Source organism: Dactylosporangium sp. CA-139066 (genome assembly GCF_050936175.1).
Taxonomy (GTDB): Bacteria; Actinomycetota; Actinomycetes; order Mycobacteriales; family Micromonosporaceae; genus Dactylosporangium.
Map to the genome: position 1 here is coordinate 4385957 of NZ_JBNJNH010000001.1, position 20577 is coordinate 4406533.

At 69.3% G+C, this 20577-nt stretch carries 18 protein-coding genes; 11 read left to right on the plus strand and 7 right to left on the minus strand.

Annotated features, from left to right (window positions below; all coding sequences use genetic code 11):
- Positions 1–101: 101 nt before the first annotated feature.
- A complete protein-coding gene (locus ACQEVU_RS20055) occupies positions 102–836 on the plus strand; it encodes a FadR/GntR family transcriptional regulator (protein WP_433325653.1) in 735 nt (244 codons plus the stop codon).
- Between the two features lie 36 nt (positions 837–872).
- Here the strand turns inward: ACQEVU_RS20055 and ACQEVU_RS20060 are convergent, their stop codons facing one another.
- Together ACQEVU_RS20060 and ACQEVU_RS20065 are read right to left on the minus strand one after the other, a co-directional pair.
- The gene (locus ACQEVU_RS20060; protein WP_433325655.1) at positions 873–1550 is read right to left on the minus strand and encodes a glycoside hydrolase family 75 protein; all 678 of its coding nucleotides are present in this window, start codon (positions 1548–1550) and stop codon (positions 873–875) included.
- 168 nt (positions 1551–1718) lie between these two features.
- On the minus strand, positions 1719–3272 hold the full coding sequence (locus tag ACQEVU_RS20065) for a glycoside hydrolase family 88 protein (protein ID WP_433325657.1): 1554 nt from the start codon (positions 3270–3272) through the stop codon (positions 1719–1721).
- A 243-nt stretch (positions 3273–3515) separates the two neighbouring features.
- On the opposite strand from ACQEVU_RS20065, the gene ACQEVU_RS20070 reads away from it, so the two are divergent.
- From ACQEVU_RS20070 to ACQEVU_RS20095, 6 genes are all read left to right on the plus strand, one after another.
- On the plus strand, positions 3516–6050 hold the full coding sequence (locus ACQEVU_RS20070) for a discoidin domain-containing protein (protein ID WP_433325659.1): 2535 nt from the start codon (positions 3516–3518) through the stop codon (positions 6048–6050).
- A gap of 32 nt (positions 6051–6082) precedes the next feature.
- Positions 6083–7951 carry a glycosyl hydrolase family 28 protein gene (locus ACQEVU_RS20075; RefSeq protein WP_433325661.1) on the plus strand — a complete coding sequence of 623 codons (1869 nt, stop codon included), beginning with the start codon at positions 6083–6085 and terminating at the stop codon, positions 7949–7951.
- A 59-nt stretch (positions 7952–8010) separates the two neighbouring features.
- Positions 8011–9186, plus strand: a complete 1176-nt coding sequence (locus tag ACQEVU_RS20080; RefSeq protein ID WP_433325663.1) for a carbohydrate-binding protein — start codon at positions 8011–8013, stop codon at positions 9184–9186.
- A gap of 23 nt (positions 9187–9209) precedes the next feature.
- On the plus strand, positions 9210–11180 hold the full coding sequence (locus ACQEVU_RS20085; RefSeq protein WP_433325665.1) for a CBM35 domain-containing protein: 1971 nt from the start codon (positions 9210–9212) through the stop codon (positions 11178–11180).
- A gap of 21 nt (positions 11181–11201) precedes the next feature.
- Positions 11202–13640 carry a PQQ-dependent sugar dehydrogenase gene (locus ACQEVU_RS20090; RefSeq protein ID WP_433325667.1) on the plus strand — a complete coding sequence of 813 codons (2439 nt, stop codon included), beginning with the start codon at positions 11202–11204 and terminating at the stop codon, positions 13638–13640.
- 99 nt (positions 13641–13739) lie between these two features.
- Positions 13740–14801, plus strand: a complete 1062-nt coding sequence (locus ACQEVU_RS20095; protein ID WP_433325669.1) for a LacI family DNA-binding transcriptional regulator — start codon at positions 13740–13742, stop codon at positions 14799–14801.
- On the opposite strand, the gene ACQEVU_RS20100 is transcribed toward ACQEVU_RS20095, so the two are convergent.
- Positions 14730–15353 (minus strand): hypothetical protein, encoded by a 624-nt coding sequence (locus ACQEVU_RS20100; protein ID WP_433325671.1) that lies wholly within the window; start codon positions 15351–15353, stop codon positions 14730–14732. The genes ACQEVU_RS20095 and ACQEVU_RS20100 overlap by 72 nt on opposite strands.
- A gap of 22 nt (positions 15354–15375) precedes the next feature.
- On the opposite strand from ACQEVU_RS20100, the gene ACQEVU_RS20105 reads away from it, so the two are divergent.
- Positions 15376–16104: a hypothetical protein gene (locus ACQEVU_RS20105; RefSeq protein ID WP_433325673.1), complete on the plus strand. Its 729-nt coding sequence runs from the start codon at positions 15376–15378 to the stop codon at positions 16102–16104.
- A gap of 48 nt (positions 16105–16152) precedes the next feature.
- Here ACQEVU_RS20105 and ACQEVU_RS20110 read toward each other — a convergent pair whose 3' ends face one another.
- Positions 16153–16659, minus strand: coding sequence for a hypothetical protein (locus ACQEVU_RS20110; RefSeq protein WP_433325675.1), 507 nt, complete (start codon positions 16657–16659; stop codon positions 16153–16155).
- A gap of 131 nt (positions 16660–16790) precedes the next feature.
- On the opposite strand from ACQEVU_RS20110, the gene ACQEVU_RS20115 reads away from it, so the two are divergent.
- Complete coding sequence (locus ACQEVU_RS20115; RefSeq protein WP_433325677.1) at positions 16791–17624, plus strand: hypothetical protein; 834 nt, start codon at positions 16791–16793, stop codon at positions 17622–17624.
- A 247-nt stretch (positions 17625–17871) separates the two neighbouring features.
- Here ACQEVU_RS20115 and ACQEVU_RS20120 read toward each other — a convergent pair whose 3' ends face one another.
- Together ACQEVU_RS20120 and ACQEVU_RS20125 are read right to left on the minus strand one after the other, a co-directional pair.
- Positions 17872–18210, minus strand: a complete 339-nt coding sequence (locus ACQEVU_RS20120) for a hypothetical protein (protein WP_433325679.1) — start codon at positions 18208–18210, stop codon at positions 17872–17874.
- Between the two features lie 204 nt (positions 18211–18414).
- The gene (locus ACQEVU_RS20125; protein WP_433322648.1) at positions 18415–18939 is read right to left on the minus strand and encodes a hypothetical protein; all 525 of its coding nucleotides are present in this window, start codon (positions 18937–18939) and stop codon (positions 18415–18417) included.
- 160 nt (positions 18940–19099) lie between these two features.
- Between ACQEVU_RS20125 and ACQEVU_RS20130 the strand changes: the two genes are divergently transcribed.
- Both ACQEVU_RS20130 and ACQEVU_RS20135 read left to right on the plus strand, forming a co-directional pair.
- On the plus strand, positions 19100–19288 hold the full coding sequence (locus ACQEVU_RS20130) for a hypothetical protein (RefSeq protein WP_433325681.1): 189 nt from the start codon (positions 19100–19102) through the stop codon (positions 19286–19288).
- Positions 19289–19603: 315 nt separating this feature from the next.
- Positions 19604–19891, plus strand: a complete 288-nt coding sequence (locus ACQEVU_RS20135) for a hypothetical protein (RefSeq protein ID WP_433325683.1) — start codon at positions 19604–19606, stop codon at positions 19889–19891.
- A gap of 296 nt (positions 19892–20187) precedes the next feature.
- On the opposite strand, the gene ACQEVU_RS20140 is transcribed toward ACQEVU_RS20135, so the two are convergent.
- Complete coding sequence (locus ACQEVU_RS20140) at positions 20188–20544, minus strand: hypothetical protein (protein WP_433325685.1); 357 nt, start codon at positions 20542–20544, stop codon at positions 20188–20190.
- Positions 20545–20577 lie beyond the last annotated feature (33 nt).

The window sequence follows — 20577 nt, forward strand, 5'->3', positions numbered from 1 at the left end:
CGCCCGAATGGAGGAGGACATTGACTCACGTAACGGCGCCGGGCGCACCGACGCGTCAGGCCGGACCAAGAATAAGATGTCCGGTCTGGGGGTGGTGCGTCATGGCGTTGAGCGACGACGCCGTCGGGGCGATCAAGACGATGATTCTCGACGGCCGTCTCCGGGCCGGCGACAAGCTGCCGATCGAGCGGGCGCTGGCCGCCGAGCTCGGCGTGTCCCGCGGTACCCTGCGCGAGGCGGTGCGGTCGCTGACGATGGTCGGCGTGCTGGACAGCCGGCAGGGCGACGGGACCTACGTCACCAGCCTGGAGCCGCACCTGCTGCTGGGCTCCCTCGCGATCACCATGGACCTTCACCAGGACAGCTCGGAGCTGTTCCTGCTGGAGACCCGGCGGGCCCTTGAGTCGCACGCGACGAGCCGGGCGGCGGTCCGGCTGGGCGAGTCCGAGCTGGACCGGCTCACCGAGATCCTCGACGAGGCCGCCGGGCTCGTCGACGACGGACGGGTCGACGACGGACGGGTCGACGCGCTGCTCGAGCACGACCGCGCCTTCCACCGGCTCATCGTGGAGGCGTCCGGAAACCCGGTGCTGGCGTCGCTGACCGAGCTGCTGTCCGGCCAGACCATGCGGGCGCGGCGGTGGCGGGAGCTGGCCGAGGACGGCGTGGCCAGGCAGACGCTCGACGAGCACCGCGCCATCCTGGCCGCGCTGCGGGCGCGGGACCCGGAGCTGGCCCGGCTGCGGGCCGCGGTACACGTGGCCGGCATGGAGCAGTTCGTAAGGACCCAGATCGATCGCCGCCGCCACCCGCCGAGTGCGGGCGGCGTCCCGTAGCCGTGCCCGGCCACGGGACGCCCCCGGTCGGTTGGGTCAGCCGTTGACGAACGCGTTCGCCGCGGCGATGCCCTTGCTGTCGATCGCGCTGTTGGACTCGATCGGGCTGGGCACCTTGCCCGGGAACACGATGAACGTCACGCCCGAGTCGACGCCGCCGTTCTCCGGATCCGGGTTGATGCCCAGCGCCTTCGCGGTCGCGTAGGACGCCTCGCCGATGATGTTGTTCGGGCCCTCGTCGGCGAACACGGCATAGACGACCTTGTTGTTGTAGATGACCGCGGCGACGCTACCCGGCTTGATGCCGTTGGCGGTGTAGTCGAACCGGGAGCTGGGCAGCGGGATCACGAAGTAGCGCGTGCTGTCGGCCTGGAACGGCCGGCCCTTCGAGGTCTCGAACGACGTCTCGTTCTGATACCACGGGTCGGTGTCCTCGTTGCACTTCGACGTGCGCAGCCCGTCGCAGTCGATGTCCATGTCGGACTTCCAGAAGAACGCCGAGCCGGACTTGCAGATGTTCACCGTCGACGACGCGCCGTCGTCGGTGGCGTACTTGCCGTGCGAGACCACGGTGCAGTTCTTCACCTTGGCCAGCAGCGCGCTCGCACTCGGGCCGCCGGCGGCGTGCGCCGCCGGCGCCATGAACAGCGTCACCGCGACCGCGCTGGACGTCGTGGCGAGCGCGACGAGGGCGGCCTTGAGCTTTCGTCCCACAGCTTCTCCTCCAGAGAGGTAGGGCTTGGCAGATCCGGGGGCCGTGGCGGCGGCGCTCCGCCCGAACTGTTAGGAAGTCTGCCTATCAATTAACTCGACACCGTAGCGACCGGGCGTGCGCGGCGCAAGACATCGGAGGGCATCTCTTTGAGAGATCGCGAAGCTGCTTCAGTGGAACGACTCCTCGGCGAAGAACAGGAAGGCGCCGAGGCCGTGGAAGTCGTTCGTGGCCTGCGTGCGGCCGATGTAGTAGGCGTAGTCGCCGACGTTGGTGCCGACCGAGATGGTCGTCAGGTAGGTCAGGCCGTCGCTGTGCAAAGAGATCCGGTTGAGCTCGCCGGTCCGTCCCGCGTCCGCTGTGGACTGGTACGACGCCGGGACGTAGCCGCGCTTGACGGCGGCGTCGACGGTGTAGGTGTACATCGCCGAGCACGACGTCTCGGTCCAGTTGCCGGTCCGGCTGCCCTTGTCGACCACCTGGAACCAGCGGCCGCTGGCCGGATCCTGATAGGTGGCCATGCCGCGCACCAGGTTCTGCAGGATCGCGATGAGCCGGGCGCGGCGCGGGTGGTCGGGCGGGATGAGATCGAGCACCTGGATGGCGGCGATGCCGAACCAGCCGACGGCGCGGCACCAGTACTCGGGGGCCAGGCCGGTCGACGGGTCCGCCCAGGACGCCGCCCTGGACTCGTCGTAGGCGTGCTTGAGCAGGCCGTTGGGCTGCTGCAGGTGGCTCGCGTAGACGATCAGCTGGTTCGCGGCAATGTCGTAGGACTGGGCACTGTCGCCGACGTAGTGGCCGTACTGCGCCATGAACGGGTCGGCCATGAACGTGCCGTCGGCCCACAGCTGGTGGGCCCGGCTGGAGCTGGTGGCGTGCCAGAACCCGCCGTCGTTCGTGGTCGGGTATCCGCCGCCGGGCGCGAGCCGGTCGTGGATCTGCTTGGCGGCCAGGCGGTACTTGGCCAGCCCGGTCTCGCGGTACATCGCGATCATGACCTGGCCGGGCATCATGCTGTCGAGGCTGGTGAAGCTGTTGGAGATGTGGCCGGAGCTGTCGACGAACCGGTCCGCCCACGCTCGGATGTAGGCGATGAGCGCGGCTCGCCGGGCCGGGTCGGTCGTGCGCAGCGCCACCTGGTACTGCCCCATCAGGTACAGCGCGACGGGGTAGCTCCAGCCGCCGACGCTCGACGGGGTGAACCGTCGCATCGTCGAGTCGACGACCGCGTCGGACCAGTCCGTGCCGCCGCCGGTCGAGCCGTCGGCGACCGTGAGCGAGTCCAGGTTGGGCAGGCCGCCCGCGGTGGTGCTGGTGACCCGCACGAGGTTGGTGCCGGCGGTCAGGGTCACGGCCACCGTCGTGGCGGCCCACGTGTCCCAGTTCGCCGTCGCGGTGAACGCGGGCGTCGCCGCGACCGCCCCGTTGAGGCTGACCGTGCCGGGACGGTCGGCGGTGGTGCCGTTGGCGTATCGGAAGGTCAGGCCGGCGGTGCCGGCGGCGGTGGCGTGCACCGCGAACTCGACATAGGCGCCGGTCTCGTTCGCGCTGTTGACGAAGCCGGTGCCGGTGTATCCGGCGTGGTCGGCGTCGACCGTGCCGTGGAACACGGAGGCCTGCTCGGCCTCGTAGACCGTCGACGCCGGGGACGCCGGGCCGGCGACGGCGATGCCGCCTCCGGTCAGCGCCGCCACGAGGGCGGCCGCAAGGTACGTACGCACGCGGGGACTCCTCTCCCGACCCGCTGGACGGGGGACACATATGTGGACGCCTGTCGCCTCCTTGGCCGGCGTGCCGGACAACATACCGATCTGTATCGATGTCGGTCAAGGGGTCGGTCCCGGGAATCATCGGACTAATTTAGCGGGCGCGCGGACTTCCGTCCGACTATGTCCTGTGATTAGACTCCGCGAAATATCAAGGAAACTTAATTGATCCGACCTATTGCCCATGAGGGGGTAGAGGTGAGGCGAAGGATCAGCATGTGGCTCGGCGCGCTGCTCGTTGCCGCGACCGTGCTCGTGCTCGACATGCCCGGCGCGCGGGCCGATCTGCAGAACCCGCGCCAGCAGTTCCTGCGCGACTCGGTCGGCGGGCTCTTCCTGCACTGGGGAGAGCGCACGTCGCCGCAGCACACCAGCTGCAGCCAGTGGGAGGCGGACGTCACCAACGGCGGCTGGAGCGCCGACTACTGGGTCAACGAGGCCAAGAAGCTGCACCTGCAGTACCTGGTCCTCGCGACGTTCCACAGCCGGCTCGGCTACGCCCGGCCGTGGCCGTCGGCGATCCCGGGCAGCTGCAAGACCAGCCGCGACTTCCTCGGCGAGACCATCGCCGCGGCGAAGGCCGCAGGCATGCGCACCATCCTGTACATGACCGACGATCCACAGTGGTGGAACGAGGGCCTGTCGTCCGGGCAGAGCTGGCTGGACTCCAAGGCGTTCTCGTCCTATGCCGGCCACAACGTGGACCTGACCACCCGCGACGGCTTCGGGGAGTTCAGCTACGACCTGTTCTTCGAGGTGATGGACCGCTACCCAGACCTCGGCGGGTTCTGGATCGACAACGACAACCAGTACTGGCTCGACCACAACCTCTACCAGCAGATCTACCAGCAGCGACCCAGCTACACGATCAGCAACAACAACGAAGACACGCCGATCATGGACATGATCAGCAACGAACAGAAGACCGGCATGACGCCGTCGTACGACTACCCGCAGGCGGTGTACACGGCGGCGCCGCGGCTGATCGAGGCGGACTACAAGCTGCCGTCCACCGGCGCATGGTGGTACGACGGCAGCAACTCGGCGGTGGACAACAAGCTGACGCTGGGCCGCATGGTCACCAACGCCGGCTCCTCGGTGAAATCACTGATGGCCGAGACCGCGATGGTCAACGGGAAGTTCCCGTCCAATCAGGCGAACTTCAACAACTTCGCCAATGGCTACCTCGGTCCCATCTGGCCGTCGCTGCACGGCACCGAGGGCGGCGGTTACATGTACGGCGGCCTGAAGCCGGGCGCGTGGAACAACGGCGCCTACGGCGTCACCACGATCAGCAAGACCGACCCCAACCTCCAGTACATCCACGTCACCGACCGCCCGACCGGCAGCACGCTGTCCGTGCGCGACAACGGCTACCGGGTCTCGTCGGTGACCAACCTGCGGACCGGGACCGCGGTCGCCTTTACCCAGAGCGGCGGCACCCTGACCCTGACCGGCGTCTCGAGCTGGGACACCTACGACACCGTCTTCAAGGTCGTCACCAACGGCCGTGCGGGCATCATCCCACCGTCGACCTACACGATGAGCGCAAGCGCCTCCGCCAGCGGGCACGCCGCCTCCGCGGCCACCGACGGCAATTACCTGACCTACTGGGACGCCGGCACGACCCAGCCCGTCTCGCTGAGCTTCGACCTCGGTTCCGCCAAGCCGATCCAGTACCTGGCCGTCAACCAGCGCGAGGACTCGACGGTCTACCCGGCCTCCGGGTCGGCCCGCATCCGCGACTACCGGGTCTACACCTCCAACGACGGCACCGCCTGGACGCAGATCAAGTCCGGCACGCTGCCCAACGCACGCGGCGTGCAGATCATCGACCTGCCCCGTACCACCGCCCGGCACGTCCGCCTGGAGAAGGTGAACAGCCAGGGCAACAACCGGCTGCGCATCGACGAGGCGTGGGTCGGCTCGGACTACGCGGGCGCCGCGGCGCCGCCGCCCGGCCGGCTCGAGGCCGAGAACGCCACGATCTCGCAAGGCGTGCTGGAGACCACGCACACCGGCTACTCCGGCACCGGCTACGTCAACGGCGACAACGTCGCGGGGTCCTATGTGGAGTTCACCCTCGGGGCGGCCGCCGCCGGTACCGCGAGGCTGAGCATCGGTTACGCCAACGGCACCGCGGCCGACCGGCCGGCCGACATCAGCGTCAACGGCGCCGCGGTCGCGGCCGGCACCTCGTTCCCGCCGACCGCGAACTGGGACACCTGGGCGGTCAAGACGCTGAGCGTGCCGGTGCGCGCCGGCACCAACACCGTCCGCATCACCGCCACCACCGCCGGCGGCAACCCCAACATCGACTACCTCGACGCCACCGTGACCGGCGGACCGTCCCCAGTGGACTACCAGGCCGAGGACGGCACGATCTCGCAGGGCACGGCCGCCACCAACCACACCGGCTACACCGGGACCGGGTTCGTCGACTACACCAACGTCATCGGGTCCTATGTCGAGCTCGCGGTCAACGCGGCCTCGGCCGGCGCCGCGCCCGTCGCCATCCGGTTCGCCAACGGCACCACGACCAACCGGCCGATGGACCTCGCCGTCAACGGCACCACCGTCGTGGCCGGCCAGGCGTTCAACGCCACCGCCGACTGGGACACCTGGACCACGATCACGTTCCAGGCGCCGCTGACCGCCGGCGCGAACACCATCCGCCTGACCGCCACAACGGCCAACGGCGGACCGAACCTGGACAAGATCACAGTCGGCTGAGCCGACGTCCAACGAGAAGGCGGGGAACAGACATGCGCAGACTCGCTCGGGTCGCGGCGGTGCTCGCCGTCGTCGCGGCCATGCTCGGCGTGCCGGTCGCGGCGTACGCGGCCACGTACAACGTGCGCAGCTACGGCGCGACCGGTGACGGCTCCACGGACGACACCCCGGCGATCAACGCCGCGATCACCGCGGCCAACAGCGCCGGCGGTGGCACCGTGCAGTTCCCGTCGGGCAACTACAAGTCGAAGCACACCATCCACCTCAAGAGCAACGTCACGCTCCAACTCGACGCCGGATCGACCATCCAGGGCTCCAGCGCCGACACCTACGATGCGCCCGAGTCCAACCCCAACGACAGCTACCAGGACTACGGCCACAGCCACTTCCACAACGCGATGATCTACGGTGACCGCCTCACGAACATCGCCATCACCGGCTCCGGCACGATCGACGGGGCCGGCAATCTCATCACCGGCAACCCCACGTCGGGGGAGGCCGACAAGATCCTTTCGCTGACCCGCTGCGACGGGCTGCGGCTGGACGGCGTGACGTTCCGCCGCGGCGGGCACTTTGCCATCCTCACCAACAACTGCAACCACATCACCTCCGACCACCTGCACATCGACACCGCCGGCGACCGTGACGGCTGGAACGTCATCAGCGCCTCCAACGTCACCGTCACCAACGCGGACATCGCCGCCAACGACGACGCGCTGGTGTTCAAGAGCGACTACGCCCTCGGCGCGAAGCTGCCCAACGGGCACGTCACCGTCACCGACTCGCACCTGTCCGCGCAGTGCTGCAACGCGCTGATGTTCGGCTCCGAGACCTGCGGCGACTTCACCGACTACAACTTCCAGCGGATCACCATCACCGGTGCGGACAAGTCCGGCCTTGGCATGGTGTCCATGGACGGCGCGAACATCAGCGACGTGCACTACCGCGACATCACGATGACCGGCGTGCGGTCGCCGATCATGCAGAAGATCGGCACCCGCAAACGCTGCGGCAACAGTCCGGGCGTCGGCCACATCAGCAACATCACCTACGACAACATCACCGCCACCGGCGCCAACCCGTCGTTCAGCCCCACCATCTGGGGCGAGTCCGGCGGCAACCGGATCTCCGACGTGCACTTCACCAACGTGCACATCACCGTGCCCGGCGGCAACGGCACCATGGGCACCGGCGTGCCCAGCAACGACCCGAACAACTACAACCCGAACAGCATCGGCACCCGCCCGGCCTACGGCTGGTACGTCCACAACGCGCACGACATCACCTGGACGAACAGCTCGGTCGAGTTCGCCTCCGGCGACGGCCGGCCGGCGGTCATCGCCAACGGCGCGGCGAACCTCACCTTCGACGGGTTCACCGCCGAGCGAACCGGCAGCGGTCCGTACGACATGGGCTTCCAGTCCGTCTCCGGCTACTGCGTCAAGAGCAGCCAGAACACTGCGGGCGGCGCCCTGCGCGTCAACGCGGACTCCGCGTCCAGCCAGAACTGCTCGACCTCCACCGGCGTGGACTACCAGGCCGAGAACTGCACCGTCGTGCACGGCACGGTCGATGCCGACCACAGCGGCTTCACCGGCACCGGCTTCGTCAACGGCACCAACGAGGTCGGGGCCTACGTGGAGTGCGCGGTGACGGCGACGAGCGCGGGCTCGGTGCCGGTCACGGTCCGCTACGCCAACGGCACGACCACGGCCCGGCCGATGAACATCACCGTCAACGCAACGGCGGCCGCCTCGCCGACGTTCGCCGGCACGGGCAACTGGGACACCTGGGCCACGACAACGTTCACGGCCAACCTCAACGCCGGCACGAACCTGATCCGGCTCACCTCCACCACCGCCAACGGCGGCCCGAATCTCGATCGGATCACCGTCGGCTGAACACCGCGTGATGCGGTGCCCGAGCGCCGCGGGCACCGCATCCGGAAGGGAACCCCACCATGCAACGCAGGACACTGATCGCCGTCACGGGGGCGGCGATCGTCGGCTCCGTGTTCGGAAGGGTCACGGCGGCGGCCGCCGCCACCGGCTGGCAGCAGCGCTGGGCGCCCGAGGCCAGCGTCGACGGCCTGAGCGCCTTCGAAGGCGTCGAGGACGACCGCGCCAACTCCCACCCGGCCGGGCAGCCGCACATTTTCGTCCAGAACAACAACTTCCGGTTCAACATGCACACGGTCGACCGCGACTCGATGACCGACCGGCAGCGCCAAGAGGTCAAGGGCATGCACGCCCAGGGCGCCGACCTCGTCGTCGCCAACGGCGAGACCTGGCGCTGGACCTATGCGATGTACATCCCGGGGAGCCTGAAGGCGACCACCACCTTCACCCACATCATGCAGATGAAGATGCCCGGCGACGGCTCGCTGCCCATCCTCACCACGTCGCTGCAGCGCGTCGGCACCGTACCGAAGATCCAGCTGCACTCCTTCAACGACGACGTCATCGTCGGCCGGGCCGACCTCGCGCCGCTGCAGAACAAGTGGATCGATGTCGAGTTCGAGATGACCGTCGGCGACGGGGCCAAGGGCGCGGTGCGCTGGGCACTGCACGACGGCGCGACGCCGGTGATCGACGTCAGCCGGTCGGGGCTGGACACCTTCCTCGGCGACCGGGTGCGGCCCAAGTGGGGGATCTACCGCTCGCTCGGCGACACGTCCGGCTCCCTGCAGGACACCTACCTGCTGCTGACCCGCATGCGCGCGTACAAGGCCACGACGGTCGCACCGGTGCGCTACGAGGCGGAGAACGCCTCCCGCTCCGGCGGCACCGTCGACAGCAACCACGCCGGCTTCACCGGCACCGGCTTCGTCAACACCGAGAACGCCACCGGCGCCTGGGTGCAGTGGACCGTCAACGCCCCCGCCGCCGGACCGGCAACGCTGACCTTCCGCCACGCCAACGGCACGACCGCCAACCGCCCCATGTCGCTGACCGTCAACGGCACCGCGGTCGCCCCCGCCCTGGCTTTCAACCCGACGGGCGACTGGACCGCCTGGGCCGACGTGCCGTACACCGCCGACCTCAACGCCGGCACCAACACCGTGCGGCTCACCGCCACCACCGCCAACGGCGGGCCGAACCTGGACCGCCTCGACGTCGTCGCCACCGCCGCCTGACGCACCAGAATCGAGGAAGCAGCATGCGAAGACTCCTGACGGCGCTGCCCGTGCTGGCGCTGGCGGCGCTGGCCGCCACCGTGCTGGCCCGCCCGCAGCCCGCCGCCGCGCTGGAGAACGGGCTCGCCCGCACGCCGCCGATGGGCTTCAACAACTGGAACACCACCGGTTGCACGGCCACGTTCAACGAGGCGTTCGTCATCGGCGTGGCCGACAAGTTCGTGTCCGCCGGGCTCAAGGACGCCGGCTACACCTACGTCAACCTCGACGACTGCTGGGCGCTGCCGTCCCGCGACGGCAACGGCAACCTGGTGCCCGACCCGACCCGGTTCCCGCACGGCATCAAGTATCTGGCCGACTACGTCCACGGCAAGGGCCTGAAGTTCGGCATCTACTCCAGCGCCGGCACGAAGACGTGCAACACCAACGGCTTCCCCGGCGGCCTCGGCCACGAGCAGCAGGACGCGAACCTGTGGGCGTCATGGGGCGTGGACTACCTCAAGTACGACAACTGCAACAACCAGAACGTCGACGCCCGGACCCGCTACACGGCGATGCGCGACGCACTGGCCAGCACCGGGCGGCCGATCGTGTACAGCATCTGCGAATGGGGCCGCACGGGCCCGCCCAAGGTCTGGGAATGGGGCGCCGACGTCGGCAACCTGTGGCGCACCACCGGCGACATCAGCGACAACTGGTCCAGCATGATCTCGCGCGTGCACACCAACGACGACCTGGCCCAGTTCGCGGGCCCCGGGCACTGGAACGACCCGGACATGCTCGAGGTCGGCAACGGCGGGATGACCGACGCCGAGTACCGCACCCATTTCAGCCTCTGGGCGGAGATGGCGGCGCCGCTGCTGATCGGCAGCGACATCCGCTCGGCGTCCAGCGCCACCCTGGCCACACTGAAGAACACCGACGTGATCGCCGTGGACCAGGACGCGCTCGGCCGGCAAGGCACCGTCGTCTCCGCCGGCGGCGGGCTCGTGGTGTACAACAAGGTGCTCGCCAACGGCGACCGCGCGGTGGTGCTGCTCAACGAGAACACCACCACGGCCACGGTGAGCACCACCGCCGCCGCGATCGGCCTGGCCGGGTCGCCGAGCTACCGCCTCAGGGACCTGTGGTCGAAGGCGACGAGCACCACCACCGGCCCGATCGGCGCCTCGGTGCCCGGCCACGGCGTGGTCATGTACCGGGTGTCGCGCGGCGACGCCGGCCCGAACCGTTACGAGGCCGAGGCCGCCACGATCGGCCAGGGCGTGGTCGAGTCCAACCACGCGGGCTTCTCCGGCACCGGGTTCGTCAACGGCGACAACGTCGCCGGGTCCTACGTGGAGTTCAACCTCGACACGGCCGCCGCCGGCACCGCGAACCTGAGCATCGGCTACGCCAACGGCACCGCCGCCGACCGGCCCGCCGACATCAGCGTCAACGGCACCGTCGTCGCGGCCGGCACCTCGTTCCCGCCGACCGCGAACTGGGACACCTGGGCGGTCAAGACGATCGGCGCACCGCTCCACGCCGGCACCAACACCGTGCGCATCACCGCCATCACCGCCGGCGGCAACCCCAACCTGGACTACCTCGACGCGGTGGCCGCCGGCCCGGCGCCGGTCGACTACCAGGCCGAGGACTGCACCGTGTCGCAAGGCACGGTGGAGTCCAACCACGCGGGCTATACCGGGACCGGATTCGTCAACGGCGATAACGTCGCCGGCGCCTACGTCGAGTGCACGGCGACGGTGGCCGCCGCAGGCCAGCGGACGGTGACCGTCCGCTTCGCCAACGGCACCACCTCCGCCCGCCCGATGGCAGTGACCGTCAACGGTGCGACGCCGGTCACCGTGTCGTTCCCGCCGACCGCGAACTGGGACACGTGGACCACCACCGGGCTCACCGCGACGTTCGCCGCCGGCGCCAACACCGTCCGCCTGACCGCAATGACCGCCAACGGCGGTCCCAACCTCGATCGTCTGTCAGTGGGCTGAGCGGCCGCGAGGAGGATATCGATGAATATCAGGAGGGCAACCGCGGTCGTCGCGGCGGGCCTGCTCATCGTCGTTGCGCTGTACGCGTTGCCGGCCTCGGCCGCCCCGACCCGGTATGAGGCGGAGCGCTGCACGATGTCGGCGGGCACCGTCGACACGAACCACGCCAACTACAGCGGCACCGGATTCGCCAACGGCGACAATGCCGTCGGCAACTACCTCGAATGCACCGTCAACGCGGCCAACGCCGGCCCGGGCATGTTCGTCATCCGATATTCGAACGGCACCACCGCGAACCGACCGGCCAATATCAGTGTCAACGGCGTGGTTGTGGCGGCGGCGGCCCCGTTCGACCCGACCACCAACTGGGACACCTGGGCCGACAAGACGGTCACCGCGAACGTCAACGCCGGGTCGAACACGATCCGGATCACCGCGACCACCGCGCTGGGCAACCCCAACCTCGACTACGTCGAGGTCAGCGTCGCCGCGGCGTTCACCGACTACCAGGCCGAGACGGCGACCATCTCGCAAGGCACCGTGGCGAGCAACCACACCGGCTTCACGGGTTCCGGTTTTGTGGACTACACGAACGTGGCCGGGTCCTACGTGGAGTTCCACGTAAGCGCGGCGGCGGCGGGTACCGCCCAGCTGACGTTCCGGTACGCCAACGGCACGACGGTGAACCGGGCGATGGACATCACGGTGAACGGCAACTCGGTCGCGTTGGACCTGGCCTTCGGCGCCACCGCCAACTGGGACACCTGGGCCGACCAGACCATCTCCGTCTCCCTCAACGCCGGCACCAACACGGTCCGCGCGACGGCCACCACCACCAACGGCGGCCCGAACCTTGACCGATTGCGGGTGACCGGGCAGACCGACTCCGTCGCACCCAGCACGCCGGGCCAGCCGAGCTGTACGAACATCACCGAGAACAGCATCGGCCTGTCGTGGGGCGCCTCGACCGACAACGTCGGCGTGGCCGGCTACGACATCTACCACGACGGCAACCTCCTCGCGCAGTCCGCCGGCACCGGAACGAGCAAGACCCTGACCGGGCTCACCCCCAACACCGAATACCGGCTGTCCGTCTTCGGCCGCGACGCCGCCGGCAACGTGTCGCTGTCCAGCGCCCAGGCCATCTGCACCACCCTGCCCAGCACCGACACCCAGGCCCCGACCGCACCGGCCAACCTCACCTACTCGAACGTGACCGCCGGCAGCGTCTCGCTGTCGTGGGGCGCCTCGAGCGACAACGTGGGCGTCGTCGCCTACGACGTCCGGGCCGGCACCACGGCGGTGACGTCGGTCGAGGGCCACCCTCCGGCGACCACGGCCACGGTCACCAGCCTGGCCTGCAACACGCCGTACACGCTCAACATCGTCGCCCGGGACCTCGCCGGTCACGTGTCGGCGCAGAGCAACACGGTCAGCTTCACCACCAGCTCCTGCAGCGGCGGCGTTCCGTCGGCGATCTCGGCGTACTCGACCGGCTGGACCATCCCCTGGGGTACCTATTTCGCGCCGGACGGGCAGTCGGCGCTGGTGACCGAGCGGGATGACAAGGTCGCCGGCGGGCAGTTCCGGGTGTACAGGCTCAACACCACCGGCGGCGGCAAGACCCTCGTCGGGACCGTCCCCAACGTCGTCACCACGAACGGTGAGGGTGGACTGCTCGGCGTGGCGTTCGACCCGAACTGGGCGACGAACCACTTCGTGTACTTCATGCATACCGCGGCCGAGGGCAACCGGATCGTCCGGATGACGTACAACGGCAACACCCTCACCGGGTACACCACCCTGGTGACCGGGATCGCCAAGAACCGCTACCACAACGGCGGCCGGCTCGCCTTCGGACCCGACGGCTACCTCTACGCCACCACCGGTGACGCGCAGACCGGCAGCAACGCGCAGAACAAGAACTCGCTCAACGGCAAGATCCTGCGGATGAAGACCGATGGCACCCCGGCTCCCGGCAACCCGTTCGGCACCCTGGTGTACAGCTACGGCCACCGCAATCCGCAGGGGATCGCCTGGGACTCCCAGGGCCGGCTGTGGGAGGCCGAGTTCGGCAACTCCCTGTACGACGAGCTCAACCTCATCAAGCCCGGCCTCAACTACGGCTGGCCCACCTGCGAAGGCACCTGCAGCGTCGCCGGCATGGAAAACCCCAAGCGGCAATGGTCCGTGGACCAGGCGTCACCCAGCGGGATCGCGATCGTCCGTGACGTCGTCTACATGGGCGCCCTGCGCGGCGAACGCCTCTGGCGCATCCCCATCCTCAGCGGCGAGTCCACCGGCACCCCCAGCGCCTACTACGTCGGCACCTACGGCCGCCTACGCACCGTCACCAAAGTCCCCGGCGCCGACGCCTTCTGGCTCAGCACCACCAACTGCGACAACAACGGCGGCGCCGCCAACGGCTCCGACCAGATCATGCGGGTCACCGTTACCTGATCGTCCAGGCCGGGCGGCCGCGGGTTCGGCGCCCGCGGCCACCCGGCCCGACCTTTTACAGCAGACCGTGGACGCGGCAGACACTTCCAGGAGTCGGTCATGGCGGTAACCATCAAGGATATAGCCCGGGCGGTCGGCGTCTCGACGTCGACGGTGAGCCGGGCGCTGGCCGGCTCCGACCTGCTGCCGCGCGGCACCCGCCGGCGGATCGAGGAGGCGGCCGACGAGCTCGGCTACCACCCCAACCGGGTGGCCCGAGCGCTGAGCACCGGGCGCACCGGCAACGTCGGGCTGCTCGTGCCCGACCTGCTCAACCCGTACTTCGCCGCCGTGGTCAAGGGGGTGCAGGCCCGCGCCCGGGAGTCCGGCCACTGGGTCTTCCTCGCCGACACCGACGAGGACCCGGGCGTCGAGGCGGACCGCGTCCGCGCGCTCGTCAAGCAGGTCGACGGCGTCGTGCTGTGCGCCCCGCGCACCAGCGACTCGCGGCTGCGGGCCCTGGCCCGCGAGACGCCGATGGTGATGCTCAACCGGCGGGTCGCCGGGATCCCGTCGGTGACGACTGCCAACGGCGAGGGCATCCGGCAGGCGGTCGCGCACCTCGTCGCGCTCGGGCACGAGCGGCTGGCGTACGTCGCCGGCCCCCGCTCATCCTGGTCCAACCGCGACCGGCTGCGCCTGCTGCGCACCGCCGTGGCTGCCGCCGGCGTCGACCTCGTCGAGACCGCCAACGTCGAGCCGCGCTTCGCCGGCGGTATCGCCGCGGCCGACCGGGTCCTCGAGGCCGGGGTGACGGCGGTGGTCGCCTACAACGACCTGGTGGCGCTGGGCCTGCTCGACGCCCTCGGCGCCCGCGGCGTCGCGGTGCCCGGCCGGATCAGTATCGTCGGCTTCGACGACATCCTGCCGGCGCAGTTGGTCAGCCCGGCGCTGACCACCGTCGGCCAGCCCAGCGAGGAGGCCGGCCGGGCCGGCATGGACCTGCTGCTGCGGCTGATGGCGGACCCGCGCCTGCTCCCCGTGCCGGCGCTCGAGCCGGTCGCCCGGCTGGTGGTGCGCGGCTCCACCGGCCCCGCGCCCGGATTACGCCTAGCCCTTCTTCGAGCTGAGAGCCACACCCGAGTGAGCAGCCGATGTGAGAGCGACAGCCCGGACGTCTAGACAGGAGCCTGGCCGGGCCTCGGTCCGGCCGCAGGAAAACAGGCGAGCTGCCCGCTCCAGCGCGGCGATCTCGTGCGGCTCCGGCTCGTGGTACAACTCCCCAACACCCGTCAGCACCGGCCACCGGCCAGTCAGCGCCACCACCGATCGGGCCGCCCGCCAGGACTCCAGGACCCGGGCCGGCACAACGCCCTCCACCAGCATCGTGTCGCCCAGTCCCGGCTCCACCGGATGCCCGTTGAGTGCCGTTCCCCGCAGTGCCACGGCAACCTCGCCCGGATCGTCCATCACCCGCACCACGCCAACGACCGTACCGTGACGAGCGGCCACGTCGGTGCCCCACTTCACCGTGGGCACCACCGGCACCGCGACGCATCGCCGCTGATGGCGATTGACGGCCTTGATCAGGCGCGCACACATTGCCGATGAGCGGGCATCTTCCAGTCGTGCTGACCCTAGACGGGTCGGGCACGCGTACGGGGCGTGCGGCCTCGTCCGAACGGGCTGCGACAGCTGTGCAACGCATTCGATAGGCTCCTGGAGATCGTTCATACCCCGTCAAGGTGATGATGATGTGAAGACCGGCCGTCTTGATCTCAACATGGAGCACGCCTTCCTCATTCTGGGCGCGCCAACCGAATATCGTTCAGAACTCCTGGGCGCTTCGACGCCGATCGGGATTTCAGATTCACATTTGGTGTTGACTGTGCAGGCGCAGATGGCGTTGGTTCGCATCGACTTCTGGTCGAATGTGGAAATGCGTGCCGGGACGGTGCTGTTCGACGGCGAGATCGACCTGCCCGACGGCCGGCTGTACGTTCGCGACGTCGATGAACTCGTGTGGCACCGGTTCAGTTTCGGTCCTCCCGGGCGGCAGCGCATTCTGGTGGCGGTCGACGATCCCGGTGCAGCCTCGCGTGTGTGGATCGTTTCCAGCCAGGGTCATAACGGTGACGACGGGCGCTTCGACGGCGAGTGCTTCGGCGGGGTCGCACCGAACGCCCGACATCCTTCGTTTCCCGAGCTTCTCGGATACTATCTGGCGGATCACGATTCGCCGAGCGATCGGCTGAGCGCGGTGATTCTCCTACTCGCTAAGAATTGTGAGCGCACGGGCCTCCTCCGAGACTATTACATGTCGCAGGTCAGAGAGTGGCTGCGTCGGCTGTCGCCGACGGTCACGCACAATGACTGTGTTCGTGCTGTCGAGCGGATTGTCGTCTTCCCGACCGCGGCCGCAACTGCCGAGGCGTCAAGGCATCTCGGCAGATCGATAGTGGACGAACTGTCGGGTCGCCGTTGATCACGGCTCCGCTCATGCCGCCGTTGGTGTACTGCCGCGTGGCGCAGGTCAGGCGCCGAAGCCGGCGTAGCGGCCTCCGTAGCGGCGTGCCAGAGCTGTCAGGTGCGCCACCCGGGCGTGATGGGCCGGGTCGGGCGGCAGGTCGGGGAATGCTGCGCCGATGTGTCGCCGACTCGGAGGGATAGGGCGCTCGAGCGATTGCTCGCTGACCTGGCCACCGAGTTCGGTCAAGGCCGCGATGCATGCGGCCACGGCGTCGGGCTCGTTTGGGATGTCGAGGTAGTAGGTGGTTCGCCTCGGCGTCGGCGCCGGGTAGTCGCCGTACTCCTCCGACATCGCCCAATGCATGCGCTGGCACAGGTCGGCCAGCAAGGCGTTCATCTCGCCGGCCGAGGCGCCGTCAGGCAATGGTCCGTGGTCGGTGAGGCGGCTGAGTAGACGGCGCACCAGATCCGGCGGTAGTTCGTCGGCCATGAGATGACCGTGAACGGTCACCAGCACGCCGAACAGAGCCTGAAGATCCGACATGGGCAGAGCTCGAGTGGACGATTCCATGCACGCCACGGTAATGACCCCGGCTCACCTCCTTGCTCTCCGACGTCAGCCGTCGCCCAAGATCGGATGCATTGTCATGCCGCGAGTCGTATGGGGTAGCGGCGGCTGGTCCGGCGTGATCGAATGCCGCGGTGCTCGCTCGTCGCTGGCGCCTCGGCGCCGCCGTCATCTCCTTGGCCGTGACGGGCTGGACCGCCTGGTTCACGGCCGATGTCCTCGGGGAGTGGTTCACCACTGCACTGTTCCTGGCCGCGCCGGCGCTTGTCGCGGTGGCCCTCGCGCCGGCCTGGCGCTCAGGCGCGGCCGTCACCGGCGGGCTGCTGGCCGCGCTGATTGGACTCGCTGTGGCGTCGACGCGGTGGCCGGATGCGCTCCGGCCACCGCAGACCGATTGGCTGCTGCCGTACCTCGCGCTCGCCGTCCTCGCTTGGCTCGCCGCGTTCACCGTGCGCGTCGCAACCGCCGAGCCCGAGCGACGCAAGACCCTGCTGCTGTCCGGCGCGGGCGGAGCCATCGTCCTGCTCTGCCTCGTCGGGATCATCGCAGCCGGCCCCGGCGGTCAGCGCCCCGGCTCGGGCGACATCGACGTAGACCGCCACGACCTGCTGCCCTTCCCGGCGATACTGCACAGCACGCGCATCGTTCTGGACTGCCAGACCGGCACCGGGGTGTGCACCGAGGCCCTCGAGGTCTGGAGCACTGCCGGCCAGCCGCCGGCCGAGATCGCCGAGCTGCTGGCCCAGCACCTGCGCACCAAGGGCTGGCCGATGAGTCCCGCCGCGACGACGGGCCGGCTCACGGGCTGCCTGCCGATCCGGGGCGTCCTGCTCTGGGCCGACCACGCCTGCGCCGAGCTCATACCGTCCACGGATCTGACCTGGCGCGACGACGTCGAGCACCGCGACGACTCGATCGTGCTCATCCTCGCCGACAAGCCCCTTACGGCACCGTGGCGGGCGGCCTGACCGGCCAGCCCCAGCGCGACAGCAGGCCGCATCGCGCGACGGGCCGGTCGATTGAGTGCACGTACATGCCGCCGGTGCTGCTGGGCGGTGGCCAACGCTGGTCACATCGAGTGACGCGACCGGTTCCACCGCGTGCCGCATCATAGGGCGATCGGGCGGTGAGCCAGCGCGGCGTCGACGATCTCTTCTGCGGTCGCGGCCCGCAGTTCAGCCGGCGGGTGGAAGATGAGTCCGCTGGCGCCGGGCATCACGGTGTTGCGCTCGAACGCCTCGATGTACCAGTCGTTGGTCGGGTCGGCAAGGATGCGGCGCACGATCTCGACCAGTCTCGGATGACGTCGGGCAGTCGTACTGGCGGCGGCGCGCACGCCCACTCGATCAGTGCTTCCGGGTCCGGCGCCTCGCGGTGGTAGCGGAACTCGTCGAGCCCGAAGCTGTGACCGGTCATCTCGTTGAGCGTCTCGACCGCGGCGGTGGCGTCGCCGCCGCGGTCGACGAGTTCCTCGATCCGCAGTATCGCCTCTGCGATCGCGGCTCGTCGCTCGGGCATGACGGGCCGGCGCACCAGCGCGTCGCGCAGCTCCACGCCGTGGACCCTACCGGGAGTTCGTACGGGACGGGATGGGTGCGGTCGAGCTCTGTTTCAAGCCGGATGGGGCCAAGCGGGCTGCGACCTGTAGTACGGACGCCCGCAACGGTACGCTCTGGTGACCGGATGGACGCATCAACCTGCCTGGGGCGTCCGGTGTTGCCGTGACAAGCGCCGCTGCGCAATGGGCTGCCTCGTGGCTCAGTCTCCCGAATCGCCGCCGAAGTGGATGTGCGCGGGCCGACCGTTGTCGTAGCTGATGATGTATGTACCGACCCAGCGATCCCGTTCATCGACGATGTCGGTGCTCATCCATGCCTGCACCTGGTTCGCCGAAGGCGTCACGGTGCCGAAGGTGTACATCAGGTTGTCGTGGGACAGCGGGGACACCGTCGCGAAGGCCGGCTCGGCGGACACGCCGTTGACCATGTCGATGATGGAGTGGGTTCCCGAGTGCGGCTGCGCCGCGACGAGGGTGTCCAGGTCGGTCGGCACCGGCCTGGACTTGCGCTCCAGCCAGTCCTCAACGATCGCGTCGTACCGCTCGGGGTCGGTGTCGCGTGGGGCGAGGCTCGCCCGGAACTCCGCTTCTGTCATGTCCAGGTCGGGATCCCGGGGCTCGCGGTAGTACTCACCCCGCTCGTAGACCTGTTGCCGCAACTGGTGGAGCGCGGCGTTGACATCGGACTGGTAGTCCACGGTGTACCACCACGCAGACGAACCCATCAGCGCGCTCCTTCCAGAAGCACAACACCGACGATCATTCCACGCGACCGGGCGGCTCGGGCGCGAGCCTAAGATCTGGTGCGCGGACATGCCGCCGTTGGTGCGCCAGCCGGCGAGCGCTCGTCACCAGCGGTGACCGGCTCGGCTTCCTGTCCTGCCGATGTGCGTGCACGTGATCATGGCCGAACCGCCGACCAGACTCTCCCGCGGCTTGCTGCACGAGTCCGTGTCCTGGCTCGTGGCCGGCGCGTGGCCCAACCTCGACAGCCTCAGCCCACGGCTGGTCATCGGCGCCGCAGTCTCGCTCGGGTTCACGGCGGCGCTCGGCGTTGCGCTGCGGACGCAGTAGCCGTTCGAGCCCTTCACAGGCCCTTCGACATCCAGCGCGACTCAAGAGCCGAACAATGCGCGCACCGGCGCCAGCCCTCGACGCCACACAGCATTCACGGGACACGCCACCGGCGCCGATGTGGCATCCTCATCGATCATGAGAGTGCGTGTTCTCGGTGTTGCGCTCGCTGCCGTGCTGGCCGTCGGCGGCTGCGCGAAGGATCCTGCCCCTACCGCGGAGTCGACGGCGGAACCGGCCCAGTCCCAGACCCAGCCGGCCGCCACGAGCAGCCCGTCCAGCGTCTCGAGTAGCCCGTCGGCGGCCGGTATGGCGATGAAGGACGACTTCGTGGCCGGCTCGGCCTGCAGGGGAATCTACTTCGCGGGCAAGAAGATGCGTGACCCGGAGGAGGTGATCACCAAGGCGGAAATCGCGGCGGGGTCGCGCAACAACGCGCTGGCCGCGGTCGGCAAGCGGCTTCTCGAGCAGACGAAGGCCGCCCAGGCCGCCAAGGGCACCGCCGACGAGCAGCGCACCGTCGACGCGATGGTGGCCACGGTCCGCGAGGTGCTGAAGTTGTGCGCCGAAGCCGGTCTCGTCTCGGAGGAACCGTTGTTGTGATGGCCGGAACTCTGCCACCGCCGCGCCACGCAAGGCAGGTCTCATACGCGCCACCCTCGCGGCACGGCGGCGCAGCTGCGAGTGGCCTCGCTGGTGCGCAACCGGCGGCAGGCGCCGTGACACCCCGGCCAGCCGTGGGCGTCGGCCGTCGCCCGACCCGACGCGGCGACGTCCTCCACTGACGGCACCCGGCTGACGCCAGGGGTGTCTCGCGTGCCACGTGCGCAGCTGCCGCACGACAGGTCGTGCCCGGCTCGGCGAGCCGGGCACGATGCGTGCCGTGCTGGGGTCTCGTGTTACGCCGGCACGGTCACCGTCCGGCCGCCGGGCGGGACGAGCTCGATGTGGTGACGTGCGCTGTCGAGGTGCCCCCGGGCGGTGGCCAGAGCGGTGGCGGCCGTGTCCACGGCGCTGCCGGCGGCGGGCCAGAAGTCTCCCGCGTACGGCGCGACCCAGCCGGCCAGTTCGGCGAGGGCCGCCGTGCTGTCGGCCAGCACGGAGACGTCCAGGTGCGCCGGGTAGAAGCCATTGTGCGCGGCGGCGTGGCAGCAGTCGTGCGCCGCCTGCCGCAACCGTCGCAGCGCCGCCGGAACCACCTCGCGCTCATCGTCGATGCTGGTGGACTGGGGCGGCTGGTTGGTGGTGGCGGGCACACCGCCAGGGCCTCGTGGTCGGTCATGATCGAG

Bases quoted from the DNA above. Each gene is read 5' to 3' on its own strand.
- ACQEVU_RS20055 (WP_433325653.1), top strand. From the start codon at position 102: ATGGCGTTGAGCGACGACGCCGTCGGGGCGATCAAGACGATGATTCTC.
- ACQEVU_RS20075 (WP_433325661.1), top strand. From the start codon at position 6,083: ATGCGCAGACTCGCTCGGGTCGCGGCGGTGCTCGCCGTCGTCGCGGCC.
- ACQEVU_RS20080 (WP_433325663.1), top strand. From the start codon at position 8,011: ATGCAACGCAGGACACTGATCGCCGTCACGGGGGCGGCGATCGTCGGC.
- ACQEVU_RS20085 (WP_433325665.1), top strand. From the start codon at position 9,210: ATGCGAAGACTCCTGACGGCGCTGCCCGTGCTGGCGCTGGCGGCGCTG.
- ACQEVU_RS20090 (WP_433325667.1), top strand. From the start codon at position 11,202: ATGAATATCAGGAGGGCAACCGCGGTCGTCGCGGCGGGCCTGCTCATC.
- ACQEVU_RS20095 (WP_433325669.1), top strand. From the start codon at position 13,740: ATGGCGGTAACCATCAAGGATATAGCCCGGGCGGTCGGCGTCTCGACG.
- ACQEVU_RS20100 (WP_433325671.1), bottom strand. From the start codon at position 15,353: ATGAACGATCTCCAGGAGCCTATCGAATGCGTTGCACAGCTGTCGCAG.
- ACQEVU_RS20110 (WP_433325675.1), bottom strand. From the start codon at position 16,659: ATGGAATCGTCCACTCGAGCTCTGCCCATGTCGGATCTTCAGGCTCTG.
- ACQEVU_RS20125 (WP_433322648.1), bottom strand. From the start codon at position 18,939: ATGGGTTCGTCTGCGTGGTGGTACACCGTGGACTACCAGTCCGATGTC.
- ACQEVU_RS20130 (WP_433325681.1), top strand. From the start codon at position 19,100: ATGTGCGTGCACGTGATCATGGCCGAACCGCCGACCAGACTCTCCCGC.
- ACQEVU_RS20135 (WP_433325683.1), top strand. From the start codon at position 19,604: ATGAAGGACGACTTCGTGGCCGGCTCGGCCTGCAGGGGAATCTACTTC.